Origin of the sequence: Colwellia demingiae (genome assembly GCF_007954275.1) — a bacterium.
Lineage (GTDB): Bacteria > Pseudomonadota > Gammaproteobacteria > Enterobacterales > Alteromonadaceae > Colwellia > Colwellia demingiae.
Genome location: NZ_VOLT01000001.1, coordinates 180,823 through 205,605 on the forward strand (window position 1 = coordinate 180,823; position 24,783 = coordinate 205,605).

The following is a 24,783-nucleotide window of genomic DNA, read 5'->3' on the forward strand; positions in this document are numbered from 1 at the left end:
ACCCATTATCGATAACTGATAACTGATAACTGATAACTAATAAGATACATTTCGGGTTATTGCAGCAAAGCATGCTGCACCAAAAGGCAATTACCGCTCTACTATACTTTCTACTCTCATCAGGCATTTATCTATTCATTAGAGAAAAATTTACTGATTTTCTTGAATAACACGTTTTTCAGCTAATAAGATGAGAGCAGCTAACTGACCATTATTTTTCATCCGTTGAATTTCATTATCAACAAGCGGAACCAAGTTTTTATTATTTTTATGGATATAATGGTACAAAGATAACTGCGCTAATGGCTTGTCCATGGTTATAACATTTCTTAAACCAAGTCTTTCAAGCGCAATATTTCCATCAAGGGTATTCGTTAACACCACATCTACTTTTCCACTGAGCAATAACTTAAACATATCGTCAGTTGAACTCATTTCATAAGTTCTAGTAAGCCCTTGAGTAATATTATTGGTATGTTTAACGCCACGAATTTTGGTTAAACGGTACTTAGCCAAATCTTGCTTTTTCAGGATTAATATTTCAGATTTTTACAAGACAAATGGCATCGTTTCCAAGTAATAATAAGGGGTAGGCACTCTGATGGTATTAGGGTTCTCGTCACCATAAGTCCAAATACGCATGATCTCACCATCTTTCATACCTGTATTAGCAACATACTGCGCGCGTTTACCCGGTAAAGGACTGATAGTAATGTTAATGCCAATATTTTCATAAACTTGAGTGAGCACAATGCGCCCTACTTCTTGCTCTATCAATAATTCAATAGAAGCAAAATCATAGTGTTTACCTGAAGAAGATTTGAGGGGATTATCTTTAGATTTTGTTGCTGATTGAATAGCTGATGTGTCTTGGGACTGAACACTTGAATATACCGCATGATCTACTGATAAGGCGAACGACATATTATTGTAACTGCTGAGAAGCAAACAACAAAGGTATAACAATAATCTCACTTACTCTCCAACGCCTCTACACCACCATAAATTAATATAACATTATTAATTTTACTTGCTTCTGTTTTCGCTATAGCTATTTCATCTAAGTAACACCACAGAAATATTAATTGGGTAAACACGGTCTTATAAGCAGGGCTATTGTATAAATGGAGAACTATGATGGAAAAGAAAGCGTTCAAGCTATTACCTTGTATCTTTTGTACCATTGGCTATAACTGCTATATAGCAGGTCATAATGTTACCGCTAAGGGTTATCAGTCATTGGTGAAACTACAAAATAAAAAACCAATAACTGAAGAAGCTAAAACCTCATCCAGTAAAGCTTAGTTACTGCCTTAAGTTAAACCTTAAGTAAAGGATAAGTAAATAAAGCTAAGTGAACCATATTAAAACAAAAATGCAGTAAAATTGCATACCAAATCTTACCTGTATTTAGATAAACCAAGCCATACAAGAACCCAGCCAAGGTAGCAACGATCACAAAATTATAGCCACCTGAAAAATGTGCAATACCAAATAATAAGCTTGTCAGTATAAGCCCTGCTAAAGGGTTTATTAGGCTTGTTAATTTTTGCTGAATGAACCCTCTAAAAAACACTTCCTCAATAATGCACGTTAATAACAAATTATTTAACGCGAACAACCACCACCAGCTTGGCAACTGGGGATCATATTTAATTAATGATAATAAAATGGCAAGGCTAAATAGTAGAATAAAAACTAGCATTACTAGAGCACTTAACCGCAAGCTATTCTGCGCTTTAAAAAGAGTGATAGGTTTTTTACTTATTAAGAGTGCTGGATACAACACCAAAAGAGCAAATAGAATCATCGGTTTATCAAAGTTTAGGTACAGTGTAAAAGGCATACTATTAATGCTTTTTTCCACATTGCTTAATACTTGTAAATTATTAAAACCTGGCAATAAATGCGCAGCTAATGCAATACAGCTAATAATAACTAATGCCGTAATGACCGTTTTAATTCTTCGATTCCATAACTTATTTGAGGCATTGCTTGAGGGCTTAGTAGATATCTTATTCGCATAATAAGACATTGCTAATAAAAGCGTAATAACACCAAGACCAACCAAATCTATCGCGTTATAAAACAGTCCGCTAATTAAAGTACAGACTAAGCCAAGTGTCCATAACTTAGGTTTTACAAAAGCAGTCATCAAGGTAATCACTAAGAATAACCAAGGGGTTACCGATGGGAAAAGGTCTTGTGTGAGCGACATAGGATAGTTAATTAGGGTAATTTTAGGTCAAGTTAACATAATGTTAGATGAGGTTGAATGTTTTAAATTAGAATAGATAGAGTCTACAGCGACTGTTTGTACTTAATTTTTCTGCTTGACGTCGCGGTGGCGACAACACAGAAAGGGGAACGACCGCTCCGCTCCCCTTTCCAATCCCCAGAGCGCCCACTCAGCAGAACATTAAATAACAAACTAGCGCAAACCACGATACCTGCCAATTTATCGTCCATGAACAACGGCAGCTCTCGACGTCCTGTCTCGGGTCGAGGCTTGCCATTGCTAGTTGGTCATTTCATTGCTGAGATAGGACTGGAGTGTTTGGCATCGTTAGGTTAGTTAACCACTCTCAGCCTCGTGGTGCCTTAGTCGAAGTTCCAGACCTTAGTTCACTGGATTCCCGATTAGAAACTTCGGGAATGACGACTTTAAATACCAGTGGCATAACAACACAATCACCTCCCCTATCTACAAGCACCAAGTCTGCTTGAATCAAGTGCCGTAATGAAAGGCCATATTCACGTATGTTCATCATGGATGATGAACAAAGCGATGTAGGGCATGATGGTACAGGACGTACCTTATTAGACAATGCAGGACGCATATTGTCCTGATGCCCGTTCTGCGCTCCTATCGAATAAAGAGCCTCGACAACACTTGAGTGAATGTAAGATTACGTTTGGATCGCAGCGTCGGTAATTACCAAAGGGAGCTTGGAGTTTACTCTACTGCTTGGCGTCGCAGTGGCGACAACACAGAAAGGGGAACGACCGCTCCGCTCCCCTTTCCAATCCCCAGAGCGCCCACTCAGCAGAACATTAAATAACAAACTAGCGCAAACCACGATACCTGCCAATTTATCGTCCATGAACAACGGCAGCTCTCGACATCCATGTCTCGGGTCGAGCCTTGCTATTGCTAGTTGGTCATTTCATTGCTGAGATGGTTTGGTTAACATTCAAAAATAAAAAATAAACACTATATTTTCCTAACCAATCAACACACTCCAAGTCTGCGTTAACAAACGCTGAAATGAACGAAAGTGTTCACGTATGTTCATCATGGATGATGAACAAAGCGATGTAGGGCATGGATGCCCGTTCAGCGCTGTTACGTCGAAGGTATTGCCTTGAATGTAGGTTCAAACTTGATTAGCAGCGCCGGGGGATTCCAAAGGGGGTTCGGCGTTTAGCCCCCTTTGGGTGTCGTCGCCACCGCGACAATAGCTTTGACTAGCAATGAAATTAGCTCTAACCTGTAAACCAAATTTTAGAATGCAAGAATACAATGTTAAACATTCCGAAAGATAAATACTTGTGCAAGTTCGCAACACTGAACAAAAATATCATCAACTCTATATATGAAAATAATTTGTGGCACGCTAGAGTCGATACCCTGAATGATCCGTTCGAGTTCTATTTTAATTTTATAAAAGAACTCCCTAACTCGACGGATGATTTGTGCAAATTAATGAATGATTCAAACTATTGGGTCAAGCCTCACTTAATAGTTCAGGAACGAGAAGCAGCTATACAATTATTAGCTTTATCCAAAGAGAATGAATTACGTTCTGGGATAATAAATAAATTAATAGAGCATGAGAAGTTATTAAAAAGACAAATGCAAACTTTATGCGTATGTAGTCTATCTGAAGCATATGATGAACCATTGATGTGGTCACACTACAGTGATGGAATGAGAGGAGTTTGCTTAATGTTTGATAAAGATGAACTCAAAAGGAGTTCATTAGAATTTGAAAAGGTTGAATATGGAAATACTCCTCCTAAAATAGATTTTTTTGACCGATATATAAAGCACAAAAATAACGAAGAAATGGAGTTAGGAAAATTTTTACTCACTAAACACACTGGCTGGACTTATGAAAAAGAATTCAGGTCAGTATCTTTCAAAGTAAATGACAATATAGATCAACTGGGTTTTTTAAAGAAACTCAAGAAAAATTCGTTAAAAGCAATAATAATGGGCTCTAAAATTTCTCAAGTCGATAAAACATTACTTATAACATTATCTGAAAAATTTGGGTTCGAGCTTTATATTGCGAAAGCTAATACTGAAGATTATAGTGTTGATATAAAAGAATTTAAATAAAAAAAACCCGCTAGATAGCGGGTTTTTATTAAGAATTACAAGTTGTAAGCGTTAACCTACCAACCTGTTTTCTCTTTAAGTGCTACACCGATGTCAGCTAAAGAACGAACAGTTTTAACACCGGCCGCTTCTAATGCTGCAAATTTCTCATCAGCTGTACCTTTACCACCGGCGATAATCGCGCCAGCGTGACCCATACGCTTACCTTCTGGTGCAGTAACACCAGCAATGTAAGATACTACAGGTTTAGTAACGTTAGCTTTGATATATTCCGCAGCTTCTTCTTCAGCAGTACCACCAATTTCACCAATCATTACGATTGCTTCAGTTTGAGGATCGTTTTGGAACATTTCCAATACGTCGATGAAGTTAGTACCTGGGATAGGGTCGCCACCAATACCTACACAAGTAGATTGGCCAAAACCAGCATCAGTAGTTTGTTTAACGGCTTCGTACGTAAGCGTACCAGAACGTGAAACAATACCAACTTTACCTGGTAAATGGATGTGACCAGGCATGATACCAATCTTAGTTTCGCCAGGAGTAATAACACCTGGACAGTTAGGACCGATCATACGAACGCCAGATTGAACAAGCTTAGCTTTAACGTCAACCATATCTAAAGTTGGGATACCTTCAGTAATAGTTACGATAAGCTCGATGCCAGCATCGATAGCTTCTAAAATAGCATCTTTACAGAATGGAGCTGGAACGTAGATAACTGTTGCTGTTGCGCCAGTTGCTTCTACAGCATCACGTACTGTGTTAAATACTGGTAAACCAAGGTGCGTTTGACCGCCTTTACCTGGGCTTACGCCACCAACCATTTGTGTACCGTAATCAATAGCTTGCTCTGAGTGGAAAGTACCTTGACCACCAGTGAAACCTTGACAGATAACTTTAGTATCTTTATTAATTAATACAGACATTATTTGCCCTCCGCAGCTGCTACAACTTTAGTTGCTGCATCAGTTAATGATTCAGCAGCAATGATGTCTAAGCCAGAGTTTTTAAGAACTTCACGACCTAATTCAGCATTAGTACCTTCTAAACGTACAACAACTGGTACTTTAACGCCTACTTCTTTAACCGCGCCAATAATACCTTCAGCAATCATGTCACAACGAACGATGCCACCAAAGATGTTAACTAAAACAGCTTTAACGTTTTCGTCTGAAAGGATGATTTTGAATGCTTCAGAAACACGTTCTTTGTTTGCTCCGCCGCCAACATCAAGGAAGTTAGCAGGCTTGCCGCCGTGTAAATTAACGATATCCATAGTACCCATTGCTAGGCCTGCACCGTTAACCATACAACCTACAGTACCATCAAGAGCTACATAGTTAAGCTCCCATTGTGCTGCATGTGCTTCACGTTCATCTTCTTGAGATGGATCGTGGAAAGCACGCATTTTAGGTTGACGGTAAATAGCATTACCATCGATACCAATTTTACCGTCTAAACAATGAAGGTTACCTTCGTCAGTAATAACTAACGGGTTGATTTCTAATAAGGCGAAATCACAATCTTCAAACATTTTAGCAAGACCCATAAAGATCTTAACAAACTGCTTCATTTGCGTAGGGTTTAAATCAAGTTTAAAACCTAATTCACGTGCTTGGTAAGGTTGAGCGCCAACTAATGGATCAATCTCAGCTTGGTGAATTAATTCAGGAGTTTCTTCAGCGATCTTTTCAATGTCAACACCGCCTTCAGTAGATGCCATGAAAACGATTCTTTGAGAAGCTCTATCAACAACAGCACCAAGGTATAATTCGTTAGCGATGTCAGTACAGCTTTCAACTAAAATTTTAGCTACTGGCTGTCCGTTTGCATCTGTTTGGTAAGTAACTAAGTTCTTACCTAACCAGTGTTGAGCAAACTCTTTGATTTCATCTTTTGATTTAACTAGCTTAACACCGCCAGCCTTACCACGTCCGCCTGCGTGTACTTGAGTTTTAACAACCCACATATCGCCGCCAATTTTATCAGCCGCTTCGGCAGCTTCTTGAGGTGTATCGCAAGCGAAACCTTCAGAAACTGGTAAACCGTATTCAGCGAACAATTGTTTCGCTTGGTATTCATGCAAATTCATGGTGTTTTATCCATTTATCTGTAAATGAAGACTGTTTTTTACCCTTACCTTTCCTTTTTAAAAAGGTAAAACTAAGTAACAGCCTGTGAAAGTTCATCGATTATAGTACAAAAGCTCTAGTGACGGTAGCCAAAAGAGCTAATACTATAGTCTACTAACTATATTATTTTGTACGGGTAGATATACACTTATACGTCTAAAAGAAGACGAGTTGGATCTTCTAACAATTCTTTGATTGTTACTAAGAAACCAACAGATTCTTTACCGTCTATTAAGCGGTGATCATAAGATAATGCTAAATACATCATAGGTAAAATTTCTACTTTACCGTCAACTGCCATAGGGCGGTCTTGTATCTTATGCATACCTAAAATCGCTGCTTGAGGTAAGTTAAGAATAGGTGTTGATAATAGTGAACCAAATACACCACCGTTTGTGATAGTGAAGTTACCACCAGTCATATCAGCCATTGACAATTTACCGTCACGACCTTTAATTGCTAACTCACGAATTCCATTTTCAATGCCAGCCATGCTTAATTGATCAGAATCGCGTAATACTGGTGTAACTAAACCACGTGGCGTAGATACAGCGATAGAGATATCAAAGAAGTTATGATAAACAATGTCATCACCATCAATAGAAGCGTTAACACCAGGGAAACGTTTTAATGCTTCAGTAACGGCTTTCACGTAAAAAGACATAAAACCAAGACGTGTGTCATGAGTTTTTTCGAACAAGTCTTTATATTGCTTACGTAAATCCATAATTGGCTTCATGTTAACTTCGTTAAACGTAGTTAGCATAGCCGTAGAATTTTTCGCTTCTAATAAACGTGTTGCAATCGTTTTACGTAAACGTGTCATTGGAACACGTTTCTGTGTACGTTCGCCTAAATCTTGCACTGGTGCTGCTACAGGAGCAGCTGCCTTTGGTGCAGCGGCAGGTTTATTAGCAGCAGCTTCAACATCTTCTTTTGAAATGCGACCACCTTTACCTGTGCCAACAACATTAGCTGCCGTTAAGCCTTTTTCAGTCATCAAGCGACGTACTGAAGGACTAGCAAGATCATCTGAGCTTACTGCATCTTCAATCGGTGCAGCTGTTGCAGCAGAGCCTGCAGTAGCGCCCGCATTAAGTTCGCCAATTTTTTGAGCGCCTAAGACGGTATCGCCTTCAACATGGATAATCTTACCAATTACACCATTATCTTGAGCAACAACTTCTAGTACTACTTTATCGGTTTCAATATCAACTAAGTTTTGATCAACTGATACGGTATCGCCTTCAGCTACATGCCATGTAGCAACGGTTGCGTCTGCAACTGATTCAGGTAAAACAGGTACTACGATGTCGATTACTTTAACACCAGCTGTTGCTGCTGGAGCGCTTGCTGCTGCAACAGGTGCAGGAGCAGCTGCGCTGCCTTCTGAAAAGCTACCAATTACTTGGTCGCCTAGTACAGTAGCGCCGTCAGCTTGGCTAATATCGGTCATAACACCGTCGCAAGTTGCTGGAACTTCTAATACTACTTTGTCCGTTTCAATATCTACAAGTACTTGATCACGAGTAAATTTTTCACCAACTTGTACATGCCAAGTTGCTACTGTTGCATCAGCAACTGATTCAGGTAATACCGGAACTTTGATTTCGGTTGTCATTTTTTTAATCCTTTCAAACTTTCTTTGCGCTCACTATTTGAGTAAGCGCACCAAAGAGTTAATCTATTGTTAATGCTTGAGTAACAAGCGCTTGCTGTTCTTTAACATGAACTGACATATAGCCAACAGCTGGAGCTGCAGAAGCCTTACGCCCGGCATAAGTCAAAGTAGTATTTTCAGGGATAGCTGCTCTAAAGTTATGCTGCGAACAATACCAAGCACCTTGGTTTTGCGGCTCTTCCTGACACCAAACAAATTGCTTCACATGCTGGTATTCTTTTAATACAGCTTGTAGCTCTTGTTCAGGGAACGGATAAAGTTGCTCAATACGAACAATAGCAATATTATTTAGCTCATTTTTACGACGTTGTTCAAGTAGTTCGTAATAAACCTTACCACTACAGAAAACAACACGTTCAACAGCTTTTGCATCAAGCTCATCAACTTCACCAATAACACTGTGGAATATACCCGTAGACATTTCTTCTAATGAAGAAACAGCTAATGGATGACGTAACAGTGATTTAGGTGACATAACGACAAGTGGACGACGCATAGGACGAACAACTTGACGACGCAGCATATTAAATACTTGCGCTGGTGTTGATGGCACACATACTTGCATATTGTGATCGGCACAAAGTTGTAAGAAACGTTCTAAACGGGCTGATGAATGTTCTGGACCCTGACCTTCATAGCCATGTGGTAACAACATAGTTAAGCCACATAAACGGCCCCACTTCTGCTCACCTGAACTAATGAATTGATCAAATACCACTTGTGCACAGTTAGCAAAATCACCAAATTGTGCTTCCCAAATGGTTAAACCTGCAGGCTCAGCCGTTGTATAACCATATTCAAAGGCTAATACAGAAACTTCAGATAACACTGAGTCATGTACATCAAATGGGCCTTGGCCTTCTCTGATATTTTGCAGTGGTAAATAGGTACTACCGTCTTCTTGATTATGCAACACGGCATGGCGATGGAAGAAAGTACCACGACCAGAATCTTGACCTGTAATACGTACACGATCACCGCGATCAACAATCGATGCATAAGCTAAGTTTTCAGCCATACCCCAATCAAGTAATTTCTCACCTGTTGCCATTTTCATGCGATCATCGTAAATCTTTTTAACACGAGAATGCACTGGATGATTTTCTGGGTAGGTTGATAACTTAAGTGCTAATTCTTTTAGCTTCTCAAGCGAAATTTCTTTGTCGTAGTCGTCATCCCATTCATGACCTAAGTATGGAGTCCAATCAACTGAATGCTCAGTCATTGGGCGCCATTGATCAACCGTACATTGACCTTCATCAAGTAACTTACGGTAGTAGGCTGTTAATTCATCAATTTTGGCATTAGTTAAACTACCTTCAGCAGCTAATTTATCTGCGTATAATTGACGTGGTGTAGGATGTTTTTTAACAATTTTGTACATAAGTGGCTGCGTAGCACTTGGCTCATCAGCTTCATTATGTCCATGACGTCGGTAACAAACTAAATCGATAACAACGTCACGTTTAAATTCATTACGGTAATCAAGTGCAATCTGCGTTGCTAAGATAACTGCTTCAGGATCATCACCATTTACATGGATAATTGGGGCCTGAACCATTTTAGCAATTTCAGTACAGTACTCACCTGAGCGAGTATCTTCGGCAACTGATGTGGTAAAACCTACTTGGTTGTTTACTACAATACGTACAGTGCCACCTACTTTAAAGGCGCGCGCTTGTGACATATTGAAGGTTTCTTGTACAACACCTTGGCCTGCAATCGCAGAATCACCATGAATGGTAATAGGTAGTACTAAATCACCTTGATCACAGTCGCGTCTATCTAAGCGAGCGCGTACTGAACCAATAACAACCGGGTTAACGATTTCTAGATGTGACGGGTTAAATGCCAGCGCTAAATGAACGGTACCACCTGGGGTAACGAAATCTGAAGAATACCCTTGATGATATTTAACATCACCTGAACTAAGTATTTCATCATGCTTACCGGCGAACTCATCAAATAATTTCGACGGGTTTTTACCCATAACATTAACAAGTACGTTTAGACGTCCGCGATGAGCCATACCCATAACCACTTCTTTAGTACCAGCAGCGCCAGCACGAGTGATTAATTCTTTAAGCATTGGGACAAGTGAATCACCACCCTCCAGAGAGAAACGTTTTGCTCCTGGAAACTTAGCTCCAAGGTATTTCTCTAAGCCGTCAGCAGCGATTAAGCCCTGAAGGAGTTTAGTTTTTTCATCAACAGAAAGTGCCGCTTTAGACTGAACGGACTCAAGACGTTGTTGTAACCAACGTTTTTCATCGGTTGCTGTCATGTGCATATATTCAGCACCAATAGAACCACAATACGTGTTTCTTAATGCTTTATATAAGTCACCTAACTTCATGGTGTCTTGGCCGATGGCAAAAGAGCCAACGTTATATTCTTTATCGAAGTCGTTTTCAGATAAATCGTGATGTGAAAGCTGCAAGTCACGTACTTTGTCACGTTGCCATAAACCCAATGGGTCTAAATTAGCATTTTGATGACCGCGGAATCGAAACGCGTTAATAAGCTGTAAAACTTTGACTTGTTTAGCATCATTGCCACTAGAAACAACTACTTGTTTATTGGCTTGTTTTGCTAGGGCTTTGAATTCTTCACGGATGGCAGAGTGGCGGTATTCAACCTCACTACCTTCGACTTTCGGGAGTTGACTAAAGACATCTTGCCATTCTGCAGATACAGAGGCGGAGTTATCTAAGTATGATTCGTACAATTCTTCAATATAAACGATGTTGCCACCGTTTAAGTGGGAAGACTCTAGCCAAGCCTTCATTACACCTTCTGGCATTGCCGTGTTCCTTTGCTTGTCTGTAGCAAAAAAAAATACGTAATAACTGTTTTATGTGTTTTGTTAAACTTATTATTGAAGTATTTATTTATAGAATAAATCAACACTTTTGCAGTAAAGAAAACAAACTACTTATAAAAATTATTACAATGTTTAAAATTATTATAAAAATACAGAGTGTTCATCTACTGAGACGCTTTTATAAGAAACTATTAAAGTGCTCAACAAAGAAACTACTCTGCTTATTCTGTCACAAAAACCAATTAAATAAACCTAGACTAAAGCAGTAGTTAAATTCTGTTTAGCTAGGTTTGGTATTTATTAAACCGCTCGGTTTAATAACATTGATTTGATATGACCAATCGCTTTTGTTGGGTTTAATCCTTTTGGACAAACATCAACACAGTTCATGATGCCATGACAACGGAATACGCTGTATGCATCTTGTAAACCATCTAAACGTTCTTCGGTTGCAGTATCACGGCTATCGATTAAGAATCGATACGCATGTAATAGACCTGCTGGGCCGATGAACTTATCAGGGTTCCACCAAAAAGATGGACAAGATGTTGAACAACATGCACATAAAATACACTCATAAAGACCGTCTAATTTATCACGCTCTTCAATTGTTTGTATATTTTCACGCGCAGCTGGTTGTGCATCATTAATTAGGTATGGCTTAATTTTTTCATATTGCTGATAAAATTGAGTCATATCAATAATCAAATCACGTACTACCGGTAAACCCGGTAATGGACGTAAAATAATCTTATCGGCTTTCAATTCTGATAAAGGCGTAATACAAGCTAAGCCATTTTTACCATTCATGTTCAAACCATCAGATCCACAAACACCTTCACGACATGAACGACGGAAAGATAAACTTGAATCATTTTCTTTTAAAAGAATAAGTGCATCAAGTACCATTAAGTCAGAACCTTCTGGAACTTCTAACTCATAGTCTTTCATGTATGGCGCATTATCAACGTCAGGGTTATAACGGTAAATCGAAAATAACTGTTTCATTACAATGCTCCTTAATATACACGTGCTTTCGGAGGGAAAGCTTCGCGGTGAACGGGTTTCATATTAACATCACGTTTAGTCATTTCTTCAGTCTCTGGTGTGTAGACTGAGTGACATAACCAATTTACATCATCACGTTCAGTGAAATCTTGACGGGCATGAGCACCACGAGATTCTGTACGGAAGTTTGCTGCTTTTGCAGAACAAAAAGCTGTTTCCATCAAGTTATCTAATTCTAAACACTCAATACGTTGCGTGTTAAATTCTGATGACTTGTCATCTAAACGAGCATTTTTTAAACGTTCACGTATTTCAGTTAGCTCTTTCATGCCTTGCGCCATGGCTTCGCCTTCACGGAATACTGAGAAGTTCATTTGCATACACATCTGTAAATCTTTACGGATTTGCACAGGGTCTTCACCTTTAGTAGATGATTCCCAACGATTAGTACGCGCTAGTGCTGCTTCTAGATCAGATTCAGATGCTTCTGTAGCATTTTGTGTTTCGTTTAAGTAAGTACCTAAGAAGTTACCTGCTGCACGACCAAATACCACTAAATCAAGTAGTGAGTTACCACCTAAGCGGTTTGCACCATGTACTGATACACAAGCAATTTCACCAACAGCGAATAAACCTTCAACTATAGTTTCTTTGCCATCACTGCCAATGTTAAGGGCTTGACCATTAACATTACAAGGTACACCACCCATTTGGTAGTGACATGTAGGTATAACTGGAATAGGCTCTTCAGCTGGATCAACATGTGCAAAAGTTTTAGATAAATCACAAACACCAGGTAAACGTTTATATAACGTTTCACGGCCAAGATGATCAAGCTTCAACTTAATATGTGGACCCCAAGGACCGTCACAACCACGACCTTCACGAATCTCTGTCATCATTGAACGAGCAACAACATCACGACCAGCTAAATCTTTAGCATTTGGTGCATAACGCTCCATGAAGCGTTCGCCGTCTTTATTTAGAAGGTAACCACCTTCTCCACGACAACCTTCAGTAACAAGTACACCAGCACCAGCTATACCAGTTGGGTGGAATTGCCACATTTCCATGTCTTGCATTTGGATGCCAGCACGAAGAGACATACCAACACCATCACCGGTGTTGATGTGAGCATTAGTTGTAGAAGCAAAGATTCGACCAGCGCCACCAGTAGCAAGTACGGTAGCACGTGCTTTAAAGTAAACAACTTCGCCAGTTTCAATGCAGATTGCAGTTGTACCAACTACAGCACCATCACTGTTCTTAACTAAATCTAATGCATACCATTCTGAGTAAACATTCGTTTTGTTTTTAACGTTTTGTTGGTATAAACAATGAAGTAGTGCATGACCTGTACGGTCAGCTGCGGCAGCAGTACGAGCGGCTTGTTCGCCACCAAAGTTTTTAGACTGGCCACCAAATGGACGTTGGTAAATTTTACCTTCTTCCGTACGAGAAAACGGTAAACCCATTTTCTCTAATTCAATAATAGACTCTGGGCCTGTTTTACACATATATTCGATGGCGTCTTGGTCACCGATATAATCGCTACCTTTAACGGTATCGTACATGTGTTGTTCCCAGTGATCTTCATGGGCATTACCTAAAGCTACGGTAATACCACCTTGAGCCGATACAGTATGAGATCGAGTTGGAAATACTTTAGAAATCAAGGCACAAGATTTGCCTGATTCTGAAATTGCTAATGCAGCGCGCATACCTGCACCGCCTGCGCCAATAACAATGGCGTCAAATTCACGAATTGGAACGCTCACTTATACACCCCACACAGTTAAAGAGCCAAACATTAAGTAGGCTAATAAAGTAACAGAAAAAATAAATTGTAATGCACCGCGTAAGAACGCAGGTTTTACATAATCAGAAAGAACTTGCCATACGCCAATTTTAGCGTGAACAAGTAATGCTAATAACGCCATTACTGTTGCTACTTTAACACTCATACAAGCAAAGAAACCTTGCCATACATCATAAGTAACACTAGGTGTTACTATGAAGAAACCTGCGAGAAGTAAAGTATATAGTACAAGAATAATTGCACTAGCTCTTAAAAGAATAAAATCATGCACGCCATTTCGGCCTGCTGATGTGACGACGTTTACCATAACCAAACTCCTATAACTGCTGATACTGCTAACCAAACAACCATGATTAATTTGGCAGTGGCATTACCTGAAGCGAGTTCTTCAAAATGGCCTAGATCCATTAGCAAGTGTCGAACACCGGCTAAAACATGAAAGGTCAAGGCAGAAAGACAGCCAAAAATAATGAATTTAAAGAAAAAGCCATCAAGGTAACCTTGAATTTGAGCAAATCCTTCAGCAGAAGAAAGAGAGGTAGAAAGGGTAAACAATAAAATACCAATAGCAAAAACCATAATCACACCAGATACACGGTGTAAAATAGAAGCATTAGCTGCTGGATGCATTTTTATCGTAGTTAAATCTAGGTTTACAGGACGTTGTTTTTTCACAATTGTTGCCTAAAGAGCTCGAAAGCCTTCAACTTTTATTATTGTTACTCATGAACTGCCTTTACTTAGCTGACTTAAAATCTTAATTAAAACTTAAAAATCAATATAAACAAAAGCAATTCCCGAAAGTGAACGGTAACTTTTACAACTTTACAAACTCATGTACCAATTCGGACATAAGTCTAACTAACTTCATTATGCGATTCTAGTGAGATTTTGTAATATTATTCAATTTTACAAAAGCAAATACAAAAGCAAAAAAAGCAGGTAACTTCATAAAAAGTTACAGAACGCAGCGATTATATAGTCGATAACATTGAATTACAATTTTACCGTATCCTAAGTTACATATAGGGCGTTTTTTGAACAGTAATTTTCGCTGCATTAAACTTTAGTATAATTACTCTTACATTTTAAATTCATTTCAGGGTAGAATGTCGGCAGTTTAAAAAACCCAGAAAAGTCACAAAAACTGACGATTTATTCACTTCGCTTTTTAATCTTTGTATTAAGCAACTTAGTAGAATGTCAGTAAATGTACATAAATTATAATTGATAGGGGAAAAAACATTATGGCTGAATCAAAAGCCACGCTGAGTATTGATGGCAAAGAAATTGGTGAATTTCCAGTTTTAAAAGGTACCGCTGGTACTGACGTAATTGATATTAGAACTTTAGGTAGCCATGGCTATTTCACCTACGACCCGGGCTTTTTAGCAACGGGTTCTTGTGAATCATCTATTACCTACATTGATGGCGGCAAAGGTGTTCTACAACATCGCGGTTACCCTATTGATAGCTTAGCTAAGCAAGCTGATTACCTTGAAGTTTGTTATATATTATTGAATGGCGATGCGCCAACTCAATCAGAGTATGAAGAATTTCAGTCAATCATTACCACACATACTATGGTGCATGAGAAGTTAGTTCATTTCTTCCATGGTTTCTTACCTGATGCACATCCAATGGCTATGCTTTGTGGTGTTGTTGGTGCTATGTCTTCTTTCTATCACAGTGACTTAGATATCACTGACCCAGCACAGCGTAAACGTAGTGCTCATAGATTGATTGCTAAAATGCCTACTATCGCTGCAATGGCTTATAAATATAGTGTTGGTCAACCATTTGTTTACCCACGCAATGAGCTTTCTTACGCTGAAAACTTCCTTCACATGATGTTCTCAGTACCTGCTGAAGAATATATAGTAAGCCCTACCGTAGCTAACGCTATGGACAGAATATTTACTTTGCATGCTGATCATGAACAAAATGCTTCAACGTCTACTGTTCGTTTAGCCGGTTCTTCTGGTGCTAACCCATATGCTTGTATAGCAGCTGGTGTTGCCTCTTTATGGGGTCCTGCACACGGCGGCGCTAATGAAGCATGTCTTACTATGCTTGAAGAAATTGGTAGCTTAGAAAACGTTGCTGAATATGTAGCTAAAGCGAAAGATAAAGATGACCCATTCCGTTTAATGGGCTTTGGTCATCGTGTTTATAAAAACTTCGATCCTCGTGCAACAGTAATGCGTGAAACTTGTCATGAAGTATTAAATGAGCTTGGTATCAGCGATCCTTTACTTGATGTTGCTATGGCATTAGAAAAAGTTGCGCTTGAAGACCCATACTTTATTGAAAAGAAACTTTACCCGAATGTTGATTTTTACTCAGGTATTATCTTAAAAGCCATTGGTATTCCTTCAAGCATGTTTACCGTGATTTTTGCTATGTCTAGAACTGTTGGTTGGATTGCTCACTGGGATGAAATGTTGTCTCAGCCTGGTCAGAAGATCGGTCGTCCTCGCCAGAAATACACGGGTGAAATTAACCGTGAATTCGTACCATTAAATAAAAGATAATGATTTAATGCTTATTTAAGCATCAATGAATTAATATAAAAGGCAGCTTACGCTGCCTTTTTTGTGCTTTTTTATCGTAAAAAATAGCTAAACCTCATAACGCCTACCTATAGTTGTTATTCACATAAAAAATACCTTGTGCGCTTTTAAACACCATGATCACGATAGATTATCGCTCAAGCTTTGATCCAGAATTGTATTTAACTCACAGGAACTAGACGTTATAATAACGGCTTTCCCTTCTCAATTACTCAACAAGACTCTTAAAATTCATTATGTCTGACTATTCTTTACGTTTTGGTGGCATTAGCCGTTTATATGGCGAACATGGCGCGAATATTTTAAAACAAGCAAATTTTTGTGTTATTGGCATCGGTGGTGTTGGCTCTTGGGTAGCTGAAGCCCTAGCCCGCAATGGCATAGGTAAAATAACCCTGATTGATTTAGATGATATTTGCACCACGAATATAAATCGTCAAATACATGCGTTAACCGATACGGTTGGCATGAGTAAAGTTGATGTTATGGCTGAGCGCATCAAACAAATTAACCCTGAGTGCCAAGTTAATATCGTTGAAGACTTTGTAACGGTAGAAAATCTCTCAAGTTTAATTACCAAAGATTTTGATTATGTCATTGATGCCATTGACTCTGTAGACATCAAAACGCGCCTTATTGCTTATTGCAGAGGCAGTAAATTACCTATTATTACCATTGGTGGTGCCGGTGGACAGGTGGATCCAAGCAAAATTGAAATCACAGACTTGAGCAAAACTTATCAAGACCCGTTACTTGCTAAAGTAAAAAATCAGCTACGTCGAGAATTTAACTTTCCACGTGCTGATCTTAAAACAGCAGGTAAACGAAAGTTCTCAATCGATGCCGTATATTCAATAGAGCAGCTTCGTTATCCTGTTGATGGTAAACAAGGTGAGGTTTGTTTGGCTAAACCTGATAAGAGAAATGGCGAGCAAGGTGCAACACGGTTAGATTGTCAAAGTGGTTTTGGTGCAACAACGCATGTCACGGCAACATTTGCATTTTTTGCCGTTGGTAGAGCCATTGACAAACTATTAATAAAACATCAAAAATAATGTTAACAATAGCCTGACTCCTTGGTCTATGGTGATGTATTAAAATTAAATGGATTCACTTTTTATCAAGAGAATCCAAGTTAACTACCTATCATTTTGCCATTATTTTAATTTGTTCAACAATAGCTAATACACCATTACCGCGTGAAGGGCTTAAGTGTTGCATTAAACCTAATTTTTCAAAGTAATCATTAATGTCAAATTGGTGTATTTGTTGCGCTGTTTGATTATTAAAAGCAGCGAGTACAATCACTAATAAGCCACGAATTATTTTTGCATCACTATCTGCAGTGAACGAATATAAGCCTTGAACACTGTGCTCAGCTTTAATCCAGGCAAGACTTTCACAACCAGATATCAGCGTATTTTCATCGCGTAATGCTTTATCTAAACGTGGCAGTTTTTTTCCTAGCAACATAATTTCTCTATGTCGGCTGTCCCAGCCTTTTGTTCTTGAAAATAGAGTAATAATATCGACCATCTCTTTCGCAGATAATTCTAGTAATACCTCTTCTTTCACCTGTTTATTTGTTTGTTCAATAGTTCCTTCCAATAAAATGTTTTTTAAACAATCTATGAAATAATCAATTTCTGCAACGGTATTGTAGGCAGCCAGAGAGACTCTTAAGCAACCATCAATCTTTAAATGAGTCATTAATGGCATTGCACAATGATGGCCTGAGCGAATAGCAATACCATGAGTATCGAGAGACATGGCAATATCATGATTGTGGTGCCCTGTTAAGGTAAAAGCGATAACGCCAATATCAGGGGATCCCCCAACTATAAATTTAACTTGCGCTATATTAGCTAACGCTTGATAACAATAGTTAACGAGTTTTTTTTCAAATAAACCATAGCTATTACTAACATCAGTTAAAAGAGGACTAAGGAAATTAATGCTCTCAGCAAAAGCAATGACACCCGCAATATTTGGAGTGCCTGCCTCAAACTTAAAGGGCAAGGAGTTAAATGTTGTTGCTTGTGTAAAACTCACTGTTTTAATCATTTCCCCTCCCCCTTGATAAGGAGGCATACTTTCTAGGTGCTTCTTTTTTCCATAAAGTACACCAATACCTGTTGGGCCATACATTTTATGCGCTGAAAAAACATAAAAATCACAATCGAGTGACTGTACGTTTACAGAAAAATGGGCCACAGCCTGAGTACCATCTATCACACTAATTGCACCAACAGCTTTTGCTTTAGCTATCACTTGCTCAATCGGATTTATTCGCCCCAAAACATTAGAGATATGGGCGCAAGCTACATATTTTGTTTTATCACTAATGATATTCTCTATTTCATCAATATCGATATAGCCATGTTCCGTGATAGGTATTACTTTAATTACTGCACCGGTTTGTTCTGCAACAATTTGCCAAGGTACAATGTTTGCGTGATGTTCACTAACACAAAGAACTATTTCATCTCCTGGTAATAAGGTATTTCTAGCTAAACTTTGTACAACAATATTTATGCTTTCAGTTGCGCCTTTGGTCCAGATAATTTCTTTAACGCTTTTAGCTCCGATGAATCCTTGTACCAAACTACGCGCTTTTTCAAAAGCAAACGTTGCTTTACTACTTAACTGGTGGGAAGCTCTGTGTACATTCGCATTAAAATTTCGGTAATAATCTTGCTGACAATCGATAACTTGTCGTGGTTTTTGTGTGGTCGCTGCATTATCGAAGTAAATTAAAGACGGCATGAAATCATCTTTTTCAATCAATGATTGATCATGACTTTCTATCAGTGGAAATTGTTGACGAAATAAGTTAGGTGAAAAAATGTTCATAAAAGGCTCATGCTAAGCGTGATGCAGCTTAAAAGTAAGTTAATAAATACACATTTATTATAACTCAATTTCCCTTAGGAATTTAAGCAGTTAGTTTAGGAGAAATTATTTTCTCTGGTTTAGATAAGGAAAATAAACCTGTACTGTGCTGGGTAAAGGGTTGGATTTGGACTATAACTAATAGGGTGTCCTCTATGAAGGGTTTCTATAATGAGTTTTTTTACCTATTTTTATCAACTCAAAGCCAGCCTCAATAAATTTTTCAATTCAAATAAAACTATAACGCCCAAGCAAGAAAAGACCAAATACGATCAAGAAATGAATGCTAATTTAAAATATAACCTTAAAAAAAAATGTAGAAGAGCAGCTCAAGAAATTCGATATACAGAAAATTTTACGCATTGGCCAATAACTGAAGCTAAACATAAAAAAGAAGCGATAAAACACTCTTTGATCTATTTAGATGTTACCCGTAAAAAAAGACCCGCTTTTACACAGAAAAATCATACCGAAAGTAAAGTAATCAATGTTATGGATAAGGGAAATCTGGCTAACAAAGTTGTGGTAATAAAGAAGCTCCCATAGTGTAGAGCTCTCTTGATAGCATTCCTTAAAACGCTCCCTCCAATATATATTTTTTTCTAACCGGATCTTCTTCCCATTTTACCGCTTGGTCGATCCAATACTTTACATTAGCAAGTTGACCTTGATTGTATAAAGCCAATGCGATGTTGTAATGAAAGCTTGGCATCAAATAATCGTATGGTTTTATGTTGAGTAAAGTAAGGTATTCTTCAGGAAAATCATTCTCAAAATATCGTAATTGCGTATGTCGATTTAACGGCTTAAAAGAATTGTAAGCTAACTCGATATTACTTGATGTGAAATTAGCGATTGAGTTGTCGATTGAAACAGATTTTTGACAACTTTCTGAAAGATAAATGCCTATTTCATTTTTATATTCTGTCGGTGTACCCAAACGCCAATACTGTTTTGTATTTGAACCCGTTCTCACTTCTTGCATAATAGGAGTGCTAGCGTTAATACTATGAGCCCATGGTATATTCATCAATATACTTGCCCTTAATTCTTTCTGTTCTCCATGATAAAACTTATTTAACACCGTTATATTATGCGCAAAAGTTTTTTTCTGTATTCCTTGGCATTTAGCGTGACCTTTAATTAACGGGTATTCATCAACAAATCCGAGCAGGTGACTTACTTCATGGCTAAATACATCAGTATTATCATTAACATCAAAATATAAAATACCTAAATGTACGTTAGCACCTCCTTCTTTTAACATTAATCCTACATGCCGAGTATTAATTTCTTTAGCAACACTCTCCCAACGCAATTCATTACAAGAGATAGCTTGTTGAGCTTGGGCCGTACAATCAAGGTTTTTGATACTAATATATCGAGGTATCGGGAGACATATATATTTTGCTAATTTTTGCTGTTGTTTAAAGCGATTAATCAGCTTTTCAAGATGCTTTAAATGACTTAGATTTGTGGCAAAAAGTTGTAAACTGGTAATGCAAGTTGCCGAATTTTTGAGGTTCATATCAGTTTTATTTTTAGCCATTCTTGCTAATACTTTACTGTTACCTGTTACTGAGTACTTATCTATATCAGTTAATAAACGGTTAGTTTGAGCATTACCATATAACTTAATCGAATCAGATTTTAATAACGATTTAACCCGCGTAATATCACCCAATTCAATAGCCATAGTAATACGCAATAAAATCACGGCGACAATTAACTCATTATTAATCAATACATCAGGTAAGGCCCTTAATGTCATTTGTGCTTTAACAACCTGCCCTTGTTGATAATATAACTGTGCTAGGTTGAAAATGGCTTGTTTTGAGCCTAAACGAATGCCTTGTTCAAACCACATAATAGCTTTATTAATCGACATAGTATTTGATTCTTGCTTTGCTGCTTGTTGATACCAACTGCCAAGATTCAATGCTGCTTTTGTTTCGTTTTTTGCTAACTTTCGATTAAGAGTGAGCCACTGAGTACTGCCTAGTTCAGTTTTACGTTCTGCAATTTTTAGCGCGGTAATATGATTATGTTTAAGTGCGTAAGTTAATTGGCCTACTCGATAATTATTATTGGTCAATTGCTCAGTTAAATACGGGGACAAAAAAAATGAGCTTGATGACAAAGACATCGTCAAGCTCATTACTAATATCAAAAGGAAAACTTTACTAATATGCATTTAGATCGCTAAATAATTTCGCCTGACTAGATCAGGCTTAATAGTTAAGGCTGAGTTTTTGCGACTTTTTTAGTACGCATTAAATCTAGTTCAAGCTTTGCATATCTATGTTCAACAAATTCGTAAACATTGGTACTTAATGCAAGCTTAAAGTAATTAGCTGCACTTCCACGATATCCTAAGGTTTGGTTATATTTACCTAAATAAAAATATGCTTCACATAAACGCTCAGTCAGCTCTTTATTTGATTTTATATCTTTTGTTAAATTTTTAACAAAATCTCCTTGTGAAATTTCGCCGAGATACAGGTAAACAACCTGTTTAGCCCAAGTACGTTCATCAACTAATTCTGCTCGTTGTTTCAACGAGTATTTTGCCGCAAGTGGATCAACCTCATACTCAGTTAAATACAACCACAATAAACGGTATGGATCATCTTGCTGCTTTTGATGAAAGGCTTTAAAGTCAATACTGGCAAGTTCTGGTCTAGAACCATAATAAAGTGCTATACCTCTATTAAGATACGCATACTCATGATCAGGCGCTAAATCTAATGCCGAATCAAATTTTTCATAGGCTTGAGCAAACTCTTGCAATTGCGTGTAATGAATACCTAAAAAATTATAAGCGTCAATTAAGTCAGGTTTTAATTGCAATGCATGAGAAAAGTCAAATCTCGCTAATGACCGTAAGCCAACACTATCGTATAAAACACCACGGTCATAAAATAATTGTGCTCTTTGAACGTCAGATATTTTCGCTCTATTTATCACTTCAGTTAAACGTGCAATTGCTATTTCACTCTTATAGTTAATCGAGAGTGGTTCGGCAATTACAATATTATTCATTATTGATGAAGAAATATTATTGTTATTCTCTCCCTGACTTGAAGCACAACCTTGTGTTAACAGCGTACTACTTAAGAGTAAAATTAGAATAATTGATTTGATAAAAGAATGCACAAAAATGCCTTATAAATAAATAACTAACAACTGGAATCATTTCATTATAAACAAAAAAGGAGCCATGTGGCTCCTTTTTACTTAATGAAATGTAAAAGTTTTTTACTAAACTATTACTTTACATAATTACTCAGCGGCTGGTGTTGCTTCTGCAGCTGGTTTTTCCATAGCTTCTTTGATACTTAAACGTACACGGCCTTGACGGTCAACTTCAAGTACTTTAACTTTCACTTCTTGACCTTCAGTTAATACTTCACTCACGTTATTAACGCGCTCTTCAGAGATTTGTGAAATATGTACTAAACCATCTTTACCTGGAAGAACATTAACAAATGCACCGAAATCAACGATACGAACAACTTTACCAGTGTAAAGTGTACCTACTTCAATTTCAGCAGTTAATGCTTTAATGCGGTTGATTGCATCTTCAGCTTGCTCACCAGAAGTTGCAGCAATTTTAACTGTGCCGTCATCTTCGATTTCAATAGTAGTACCCGTTTCTTCAGTAAGTTGACGAATAGTTGCGCCGCCTTTACCAATGATGTCACGAATCTTATCTTGGCTAACTTTCATTGTATGAATGCGAGGAGCGAATTCAGAGATATCATCTCTGTGTCCACCAATAGCTTCATCCATTACAGATAAAATGTGAGTACGTGCAGCTTTTGCTTGGTTTAAAGCAATCTGCATGATTTCTTGAGTAATGCCTTCAATTTTAATGTCCATTTGAAGTGCAGTAATACCACCAGTGGTACCCGCTACTTTAAAGTCCATATCACCTAAGTGATCTTCATCACCTAAGATGTCAGAAAGAACAACGAATTTTTCGCCTTCTTTAACAAGACCCATTGCGATACCAGCAACAGAAGCTTTAATTGGAACACCAGCATCCATAAGTGCTAATGAAGTACCACATACTGAAGCCATTGAAGATGAACCATTTGATTCAGTGATTTCAGAAACAACACGTACTGCGTACGGGAATTCTTCAAGTGAAGGCATAACTGCCAACATACCACGTTTCGCTAAACGGCCATGGCCAATTTCACGACGCTTCGGGCTACCAACAAATCCAGTTTCACCTACACAATAAGGAGGGAAGTTGTAATGAAGCATGAATGGGTCAGTCTTATCACCCATTAACGTATCAAGACGTTGTGCATCACGTTGAGTACCAAGCGTAGCTGTAACTAATGCTTGAGTTTCACCACGTGTAAATACTGCAGAACCATGAGTTCTTGGTAATACACCTGTCATCACGTCTAAAGCACGAATTGATTCAGGATCACGACCATCGATACGAGGGTTGCCATCAGTAATACGGCCACGTACTACAGTTTTTTCTAAATCATGGAACAAATCTTTAGCTTCTTGAACGTCAACATCAGCATTTTCTGCTAATAACGCTTCAAGTACTGAGCTACGGATTTCTTTAATTTTTTCGTAACGAACAGCTTTTTCAGTAATTTGGTATGCTTCGTTAACTTGTGCTTCACTAAGTTCAGCAATTTTAGCTAATAATTCAGCATTTTTAACAGGAGCAACCCAATCCCATGAAGGAGTGTTAACTTCTGCTTTAAATTCTTTAATTGCTGAAACAGCTACTTGCATTTGCTCATGGCCATATACAACAGCACCAAGCATTACTTCTTCAGACAATACGTCAGCTTCAGATTCAACCATTAATACCGCTGAATCAGTACCTGATACAACTAGGTCTAATTGACTTGTTGGTAATTCAGATTGAAGCGGGTTAAGGATGTATTGACCGTCAGTATAACCAACGCGCGCTGCGCCAACAGGACCACTAAATGGAAGACCTGAAATAGCTAATGCAGCAGAAGTACCAATTAAAGAAATAATATCAGGTGCGATTTCAGGGTTAACTGAAACAACAGTGATAATAACTTGTACTTCGTTAGTGAAACCTTCTGGGAATAATGGACGAATTGGACGGTCAATTAGACGTGCAATAAGTGTTTCTTCTTCTGAAGGACGACCTTCACGTTTAAAGAAACTTCCAGGGATTTTACCAGCAGCGTAAGCACGCTCTTGGTAGTTTACTGTTAGTGGGAAAAAATCTTGTCCTGGTTTCGCTTCTTTTTTACCTACAACTGAAACAAGTACACACGTATCGTCCATGCTTGCCATAACTGCTGCTGATGCTTGACGTGCAATTGCACCAGTCTCAAGTGTTACAGTATGTTTACCTAGTTGAAATTTTTTAGTAATTGGATTTAACATCTAATTAATTTCCTTAAATTTGTCTTTATTAATAATATTTACCAATCTGTACAATTATTTATTCACTGAGTATTTTGGTCAACGCTACGAATAGCATGCCTAACTA

21 protein-coding genes are annotated in these 24,783 nt (G+C 38.1%); 6 read left to right on the forward strand and 15 right to left on the reverse strand.

Annotated features, from left to right (window positions below):
- Positions 1 to 150: 150 nt before the first annotated feature.
- Complete coding sequence (locus ESZ36_RS22705) at positions 151 to 516, reverse strand: type 2 periplasmic-binding domain-containing protein (protein WP_246128938.1); 366 nt, start codon at positions 514 to 516, stop codon at positions 151 to 153.
- Between the two features lie 33 nt (positions 517 to 549).
- Positions 550 to 975 carry a hypothetical protein gene (locus tag ESZ36_RS22710; protein ID WP_246128939.1) on the reverse strand — a complete coding sequence of 142 codons (426 nt, stop codon included), beginning with the start codon at positions 973 to 975 and terminating at the stop codon, positions 550 to 552.
- A 159-nt stretch (positions 976 to 1,134) separates the two neighbouring features.
- Here ESZ36_RS22710 and ESZ36_RS22460 point away from each other — a divergent pair, with 159 nt between their 5' ends.
- Positions 1,135 to 1,305, forward strand: coding sequence for a hypothetical protein (locus ESZ36_RS22460; protein ID WP_170235747.1), 171 nt, complete (start codon positions 1,135 to 1,137; stop codon positions 1,303 to 1,305).
- A 13-nt stretch (positions 1,306 to 1,318) separates the two neighbouring features.
- On the opposite strand, the gene ESZ36_RS00815 is transcribed toward ESZ36_RS22460, so the two are convergent.
- Positions 1,319 to 2,218: a CPBP family intramembrane glutamic endopeptidase gene (locus tag ESZ36_RS00815; RefSeq protein ID WP_146782188.1), complete on the reverse strand. Its 900-nt coding sequence runs from the start codon at positions 2,216 to 2,218 to the stop codon at positions 1,319 to 1,321.
- 126 nt (positions 2,219 to 2,344) lie between these two features.
- On the opposite strand from ESZ36_RS00815, the gene ESZ36_RS00820 reads away from it, so the two are divergent.
- Positions 2,345 to 2,575 carry a hypothetical protein gene (locus ESZ36_RS00820; protein ID WP_146782190.1) on the forward strand — a complete coding sequence of 77 codons (231 nt, stop codon included), beginning with the start codon at positions 2,345 to 2,347 and terminating at the stop codon, positions 2,573 to 2,575.
- A 1,131-nt stretch (positions 2,576 to 3,706) separates the two neighbouring features.
- Positions 3,707 to 4,345 carry a DUF2971 domain-containing protein gene (locus ESZ36_RS00825; protein ID WP_170235748.1) on the forward strand — a complete coding sequence of 213 codons (639 nt, stop codon included), beginning with the start codon at positions 3,707 to 3,709 and terminating at the stop codon, positions 4,343 to 4,345.
- A 56-nt stretch (positions 4,346 to 4,401) separates the two neighbouring features.
- Here ESZ36_RS00825 and sucD read toward each other — a convergent pair whose 3' ends face one another.
- The 8 genes from sucD to sdhC form a co-directional block, all read right to left on the reverse strand.
- Positions 4,402 to 5,274: a succinate--CoA ligase subunit alpha gene (gene sucD / locus ESZ36_RS00830; protein WP_146782196.1), complete on the reverse strand. Its 873-nt coding sequence runs from the start codon at positions 5,272 to 5,274 to the stop codon at positions 4,402 to 4,404.
- Positions 5,274 to 6,440 (reverse strand): ADP-forming succinate--CoA ligase subunit beta, encoded by a 1,167-nt coding sequence (gene sucC, locus ESZ36_RS00835; RefSeq protein WP_146782199.1) that lies wholly within the window; start codon positions 6,438 to 6,440, stop codon positions 5,274 to 5,276. Before sucC ends, sucD begins: the two co-directional genes overlap by 1 nt.
- A gap of 188 nt (positions 6,441 to 6,628) precedes the next feature.
- On the reverse strand, positions 6,629 to 8,101 hold the full coding sequence (gene odhB, locus ESZ36_RS00840) for a 2-oxoglutarate dehydrogenase complex dihydrolipoyllysine-residue succinyltransferase (RefSeq protein WP_146782201.1): 1,473 nt from the start codon (positions 8,099 to 8,101) through the stop codon (positions 6,629 to 6,631).
- A gap of 58 nt (positions 8,102 to 8,159) precedes the next feature.
- Entirely contained in the window at positions 8,160 to 10,964 is a 2,805-nt protein-coding gene (locus ESZ36_RS00845; RefSeq protein ID WP_146782205.1) for a 2-oxoglutarate dehydrogenase E1 component, read from the reverse strand.
- Between the two features lie 321 nt (positions 10,965 to 11,285).
- On the reverse strand, positions 11,286 to 11,993 hold the full coding sequence (locus tag ESZ36_RS00850; RefSeq protein WP_146782208.1) for a succinate dehydrogenase iron-sulfur subunit: 708 nt from the start codon (positions 11,991 to 11,993) through the stop codon (positions 11,286 to 11,288).
- 11 nt (positions 11,994 to 12,004) lie between these two features.
- Entirely contained in the window at positions 12,005 to 13,771 is a 1,767-nt protein-coding gene (sdhA, locus tag ESZ36_RS00855; protein ID WP_146782211.1) for a succinate dehydrogenase flavoprotein subunit, read from the reverse strand.
- Positions 13,772 to 14,119: a succinate dehydrogenase, hydrophobic membrane anchor protein gene (sdhD, locus tag ESZ36_RS00860; protein WP_146782214.1), complete on the reverse strand. Its 348-nt coding sequence runs from the start codon at positions 14,117 to 14,119 to the stop codon at positions 13,772 to 13,774.
- On the reverse strand, positions 14,113 to 14,487 hold the full coding sequence (gene sdhC / locus ESZ36_RS00865) for a succinate dehydrogenase, cytochrome b556 subunit (RefSeq protein WP_146782217.1): 375 nt from the start codon (positions 14,485 to 14,487) through the stop codon (positions 14,113 to 14,115). The genes sdhD and sdhC overlap by 7 nt, the downstream gene beginning before the upstream one ends.
- A 572-nt stretch (positions 14,488 to 15,059) precedes the next feature.
- Between sdhC and ESZ36_RS00870 the strand changes: the two genes are divergently transcribed.
- Positions 15,060 to 16,346 carry a citrate synthase gene (locus tag ESZ36_RS00870; RefSeq protein ID WP_146782220.1) on the forward strand — a complete coding sequence of 429 codons (1,287 nt, stop codon included), beginning with the start codon at positions 15,060 to 15,062 and terminating at the stop codon, positions 16,344 to 16,346.
- 275 nt (positions 16,347 to 16,621) lie between these two features.
- Entirely contained in the window at positions 16,622 to 17,440 is an 819-nt protein-coding gene (gene tcdA / locus ESZ36_RS00875; protein WP_146782223.1) for a tRNA cyclic N6-threonylcarbamoyladenosine(37) synthase TcdA, read from the forward strand.
- A 91-nt stretch (positions 17,441 to 17,531) separates the two neighbouring features.
- Here the strand turns inward: tcdA and ESZ36_RS00880 are convergent, their stop codons facing one another.
- Positions 17,532 to 19,238, reverse strand: coding sequence for a SufS family cysteine desulfurase (locus ESZ36_RS00880; protein ID WP_146782226.1), 1,707 nt, complete (start codon positions 19,236 to 19,238; stop codon positions 17,532 to 17,534).
- A gap of 210 nt (positions 19,239 to 19,448) precedes the next feature.
- Between ESZ36_RS00880 and ESZ36_RS00885 the strand changes: the two genes are divergently transcribed.
- On the forward strand, positions 19,449 to 19,823 hold the full coding sequence (locus ESZ36_RS00885; protein WP_146782229.1) for a hypothetical protein: 375 nt from the start codon (positions 19,449 to 19,451) through the stop codon (positions 19,821 to 19,823).
- 25 nt (positions 19,824 to 19,848) lie between these two features.
- On the opposite strand, the gene ESZ36_RS00890 is transcribed toward ESZ36_RS00885, so the two are convergent.
- The 3 genes from ESZ36_RS00890 to pnp form a co-directional block, all read right to left on the reverse strand.
- Positions 19,849 to 21,423, reverse strand: a complete 1,575-nt coding sequence (locus ESZ36_RS00890; RefSeq protein WP_146782232.1) for an SEL1-like repeat protein — start codon at positions 21,421 to 21,423, stop codon at positions 19,849 to 19,851.
- A gap of 92 nt (positions 21,424 to 21,515) precedes the next feature.
- Positions 21,516 to 22,433: a lipoprotein NlpI gene (nlpI, locus tag ESZ36_RS00895; RefSeq protein WP_146782235.1), complete on the reverse strand. Its 918-nt coding sequence runs from the start codon at positions 22,431 to 22,433 to the stop codon at positions 21,516 to 21,518.
- Positions 22,434 to 22,559: 126 nt separating this feature from the next.
- On the reverse strand, positions 22,560 to 24,677 hold the full coding sequence (pnp, locus tag ESZ36_RS00900; protein WP_011043026.1) for a polyribonucleotide nucleotidyltransferase: 2,118 nt from the start codon (positions 24,675 to 24,677) through the stop codon (positions 22,560 to 22,562).
- Positions 24,678 to 24,783: the final 106 nt, after the last annotated feature.

What these genes read in the sequence shown, in the direction of transcription:
- tcdA (WP_146782223.1), top strand. Translation starts at nt 16,622, where the DNA reads ATGTCTGACTATTCTTTACGTTTTGGTGGCATTAGCCGTTTATATGGC.
- sucD (WP_146782196.1), bottom strand. Translation starts at nt 5,274, where the DNA reads ATGTCTGTATTAATTAATAAAGATACTAAAGTTATCTGTCAAGGTTTC.
- ESZ36_RS00870 (WP_146782220.1), top strand. Translation starts at nt 15,060, where the DNA reads ATGGCTGAATCAAAAGCCACGCTGAGTATTGATGGCAAAGAAATTGGT.
- ESZ36_RS00850 (WP_146782208.1), bottom strand. Translation starts at nt 11,993, where the DNA reads ATGAAACAGTTATTTTCGATTTACCGTTATAACCCTGACGTTGATAAT.
- odhB (WP_146782201.1), bottom strand. Translation starts at nt 8,101, where the DNA reads ATGACAACCGAAATCAAAGTTCCGGTATTACCTGAATCAGTTGCTGAT.
- ESZ36_RS00815 (WP_146782188.1), bottom strand. Translation starts at nt 2,218, where the DNA reads ATGTCGCTCACACAAGACCTTTTCCCATCGGTAACCCCTTGGTTATTC.
- sucC (WP_146782199.1), bottom strand. Translation starts at nt 6,440, where the DNA reads ATGAATTTGCATGAATACCAAGCGAAACAATTGTTCGCTGAATACGGT.
- ESZ36_RS00885 (WP_146782229.1), top strand. Translation starts at nt 19,449, where the DNA reads ATGAGTTTTTTTACCTATTTTTATCAACTCAAAGCCAGCCTCAATAAA.
- pnp (WP_011043026.1), bottom strand. Translation starts at nt 24,677, where the DNA reads ATGTTAAATCCAATTACTAAAAAATTTCAACTAGGTAAACATACTGTA.
- ESZ36_RS00880 (WP_146782226.1), bottom strand. Translation starts at nt 19,238, where the DNA reads ATGAACATTTTTTCACCTAACTTATTTCGTCAACAATTTCCACTGATA.
- ESZ36_RS00845 (WP_146782205.1), bottom strand. Translation starts at nt 10,964, where the DNA reads ATGCCAGAAGGTGTAATGAAGGCTTGGCTAGAGTCTTCCCACTTAAAC.
- ESZ36_RS00890 (WP_146782232.1), bottom strand. Translation starts at nt 21,423, where the DNA reads ATGTCTTTGTCATCAAGCTCATTTTTTTTGTCCCCGTATTTAACTGAG.
- ESZ36_RS22460 (WP_170235747.1), top strand. Translation starts at nt 1,135, where the DNA reads ATGATGGAAAAGAAAGCGTTCAAGCTATTACCTTGTATCTTTTGTACC.
- ESZ36_RS00825 (WP_170235748.1), top strand. Translation starts at nt 3,707, where the DNA reads ATGAATGATTCAAACTATTGGGTCAAGCCTCACTTAATAGTTCAGGAA.
- sdhD (WP_146782214.1), bottom strand. Translation starts at nt 14,119, where the DNA reads ATGGTAAACGTCGTCACATCAGCAGGCCGAAATGGCGTGCATGATTTT.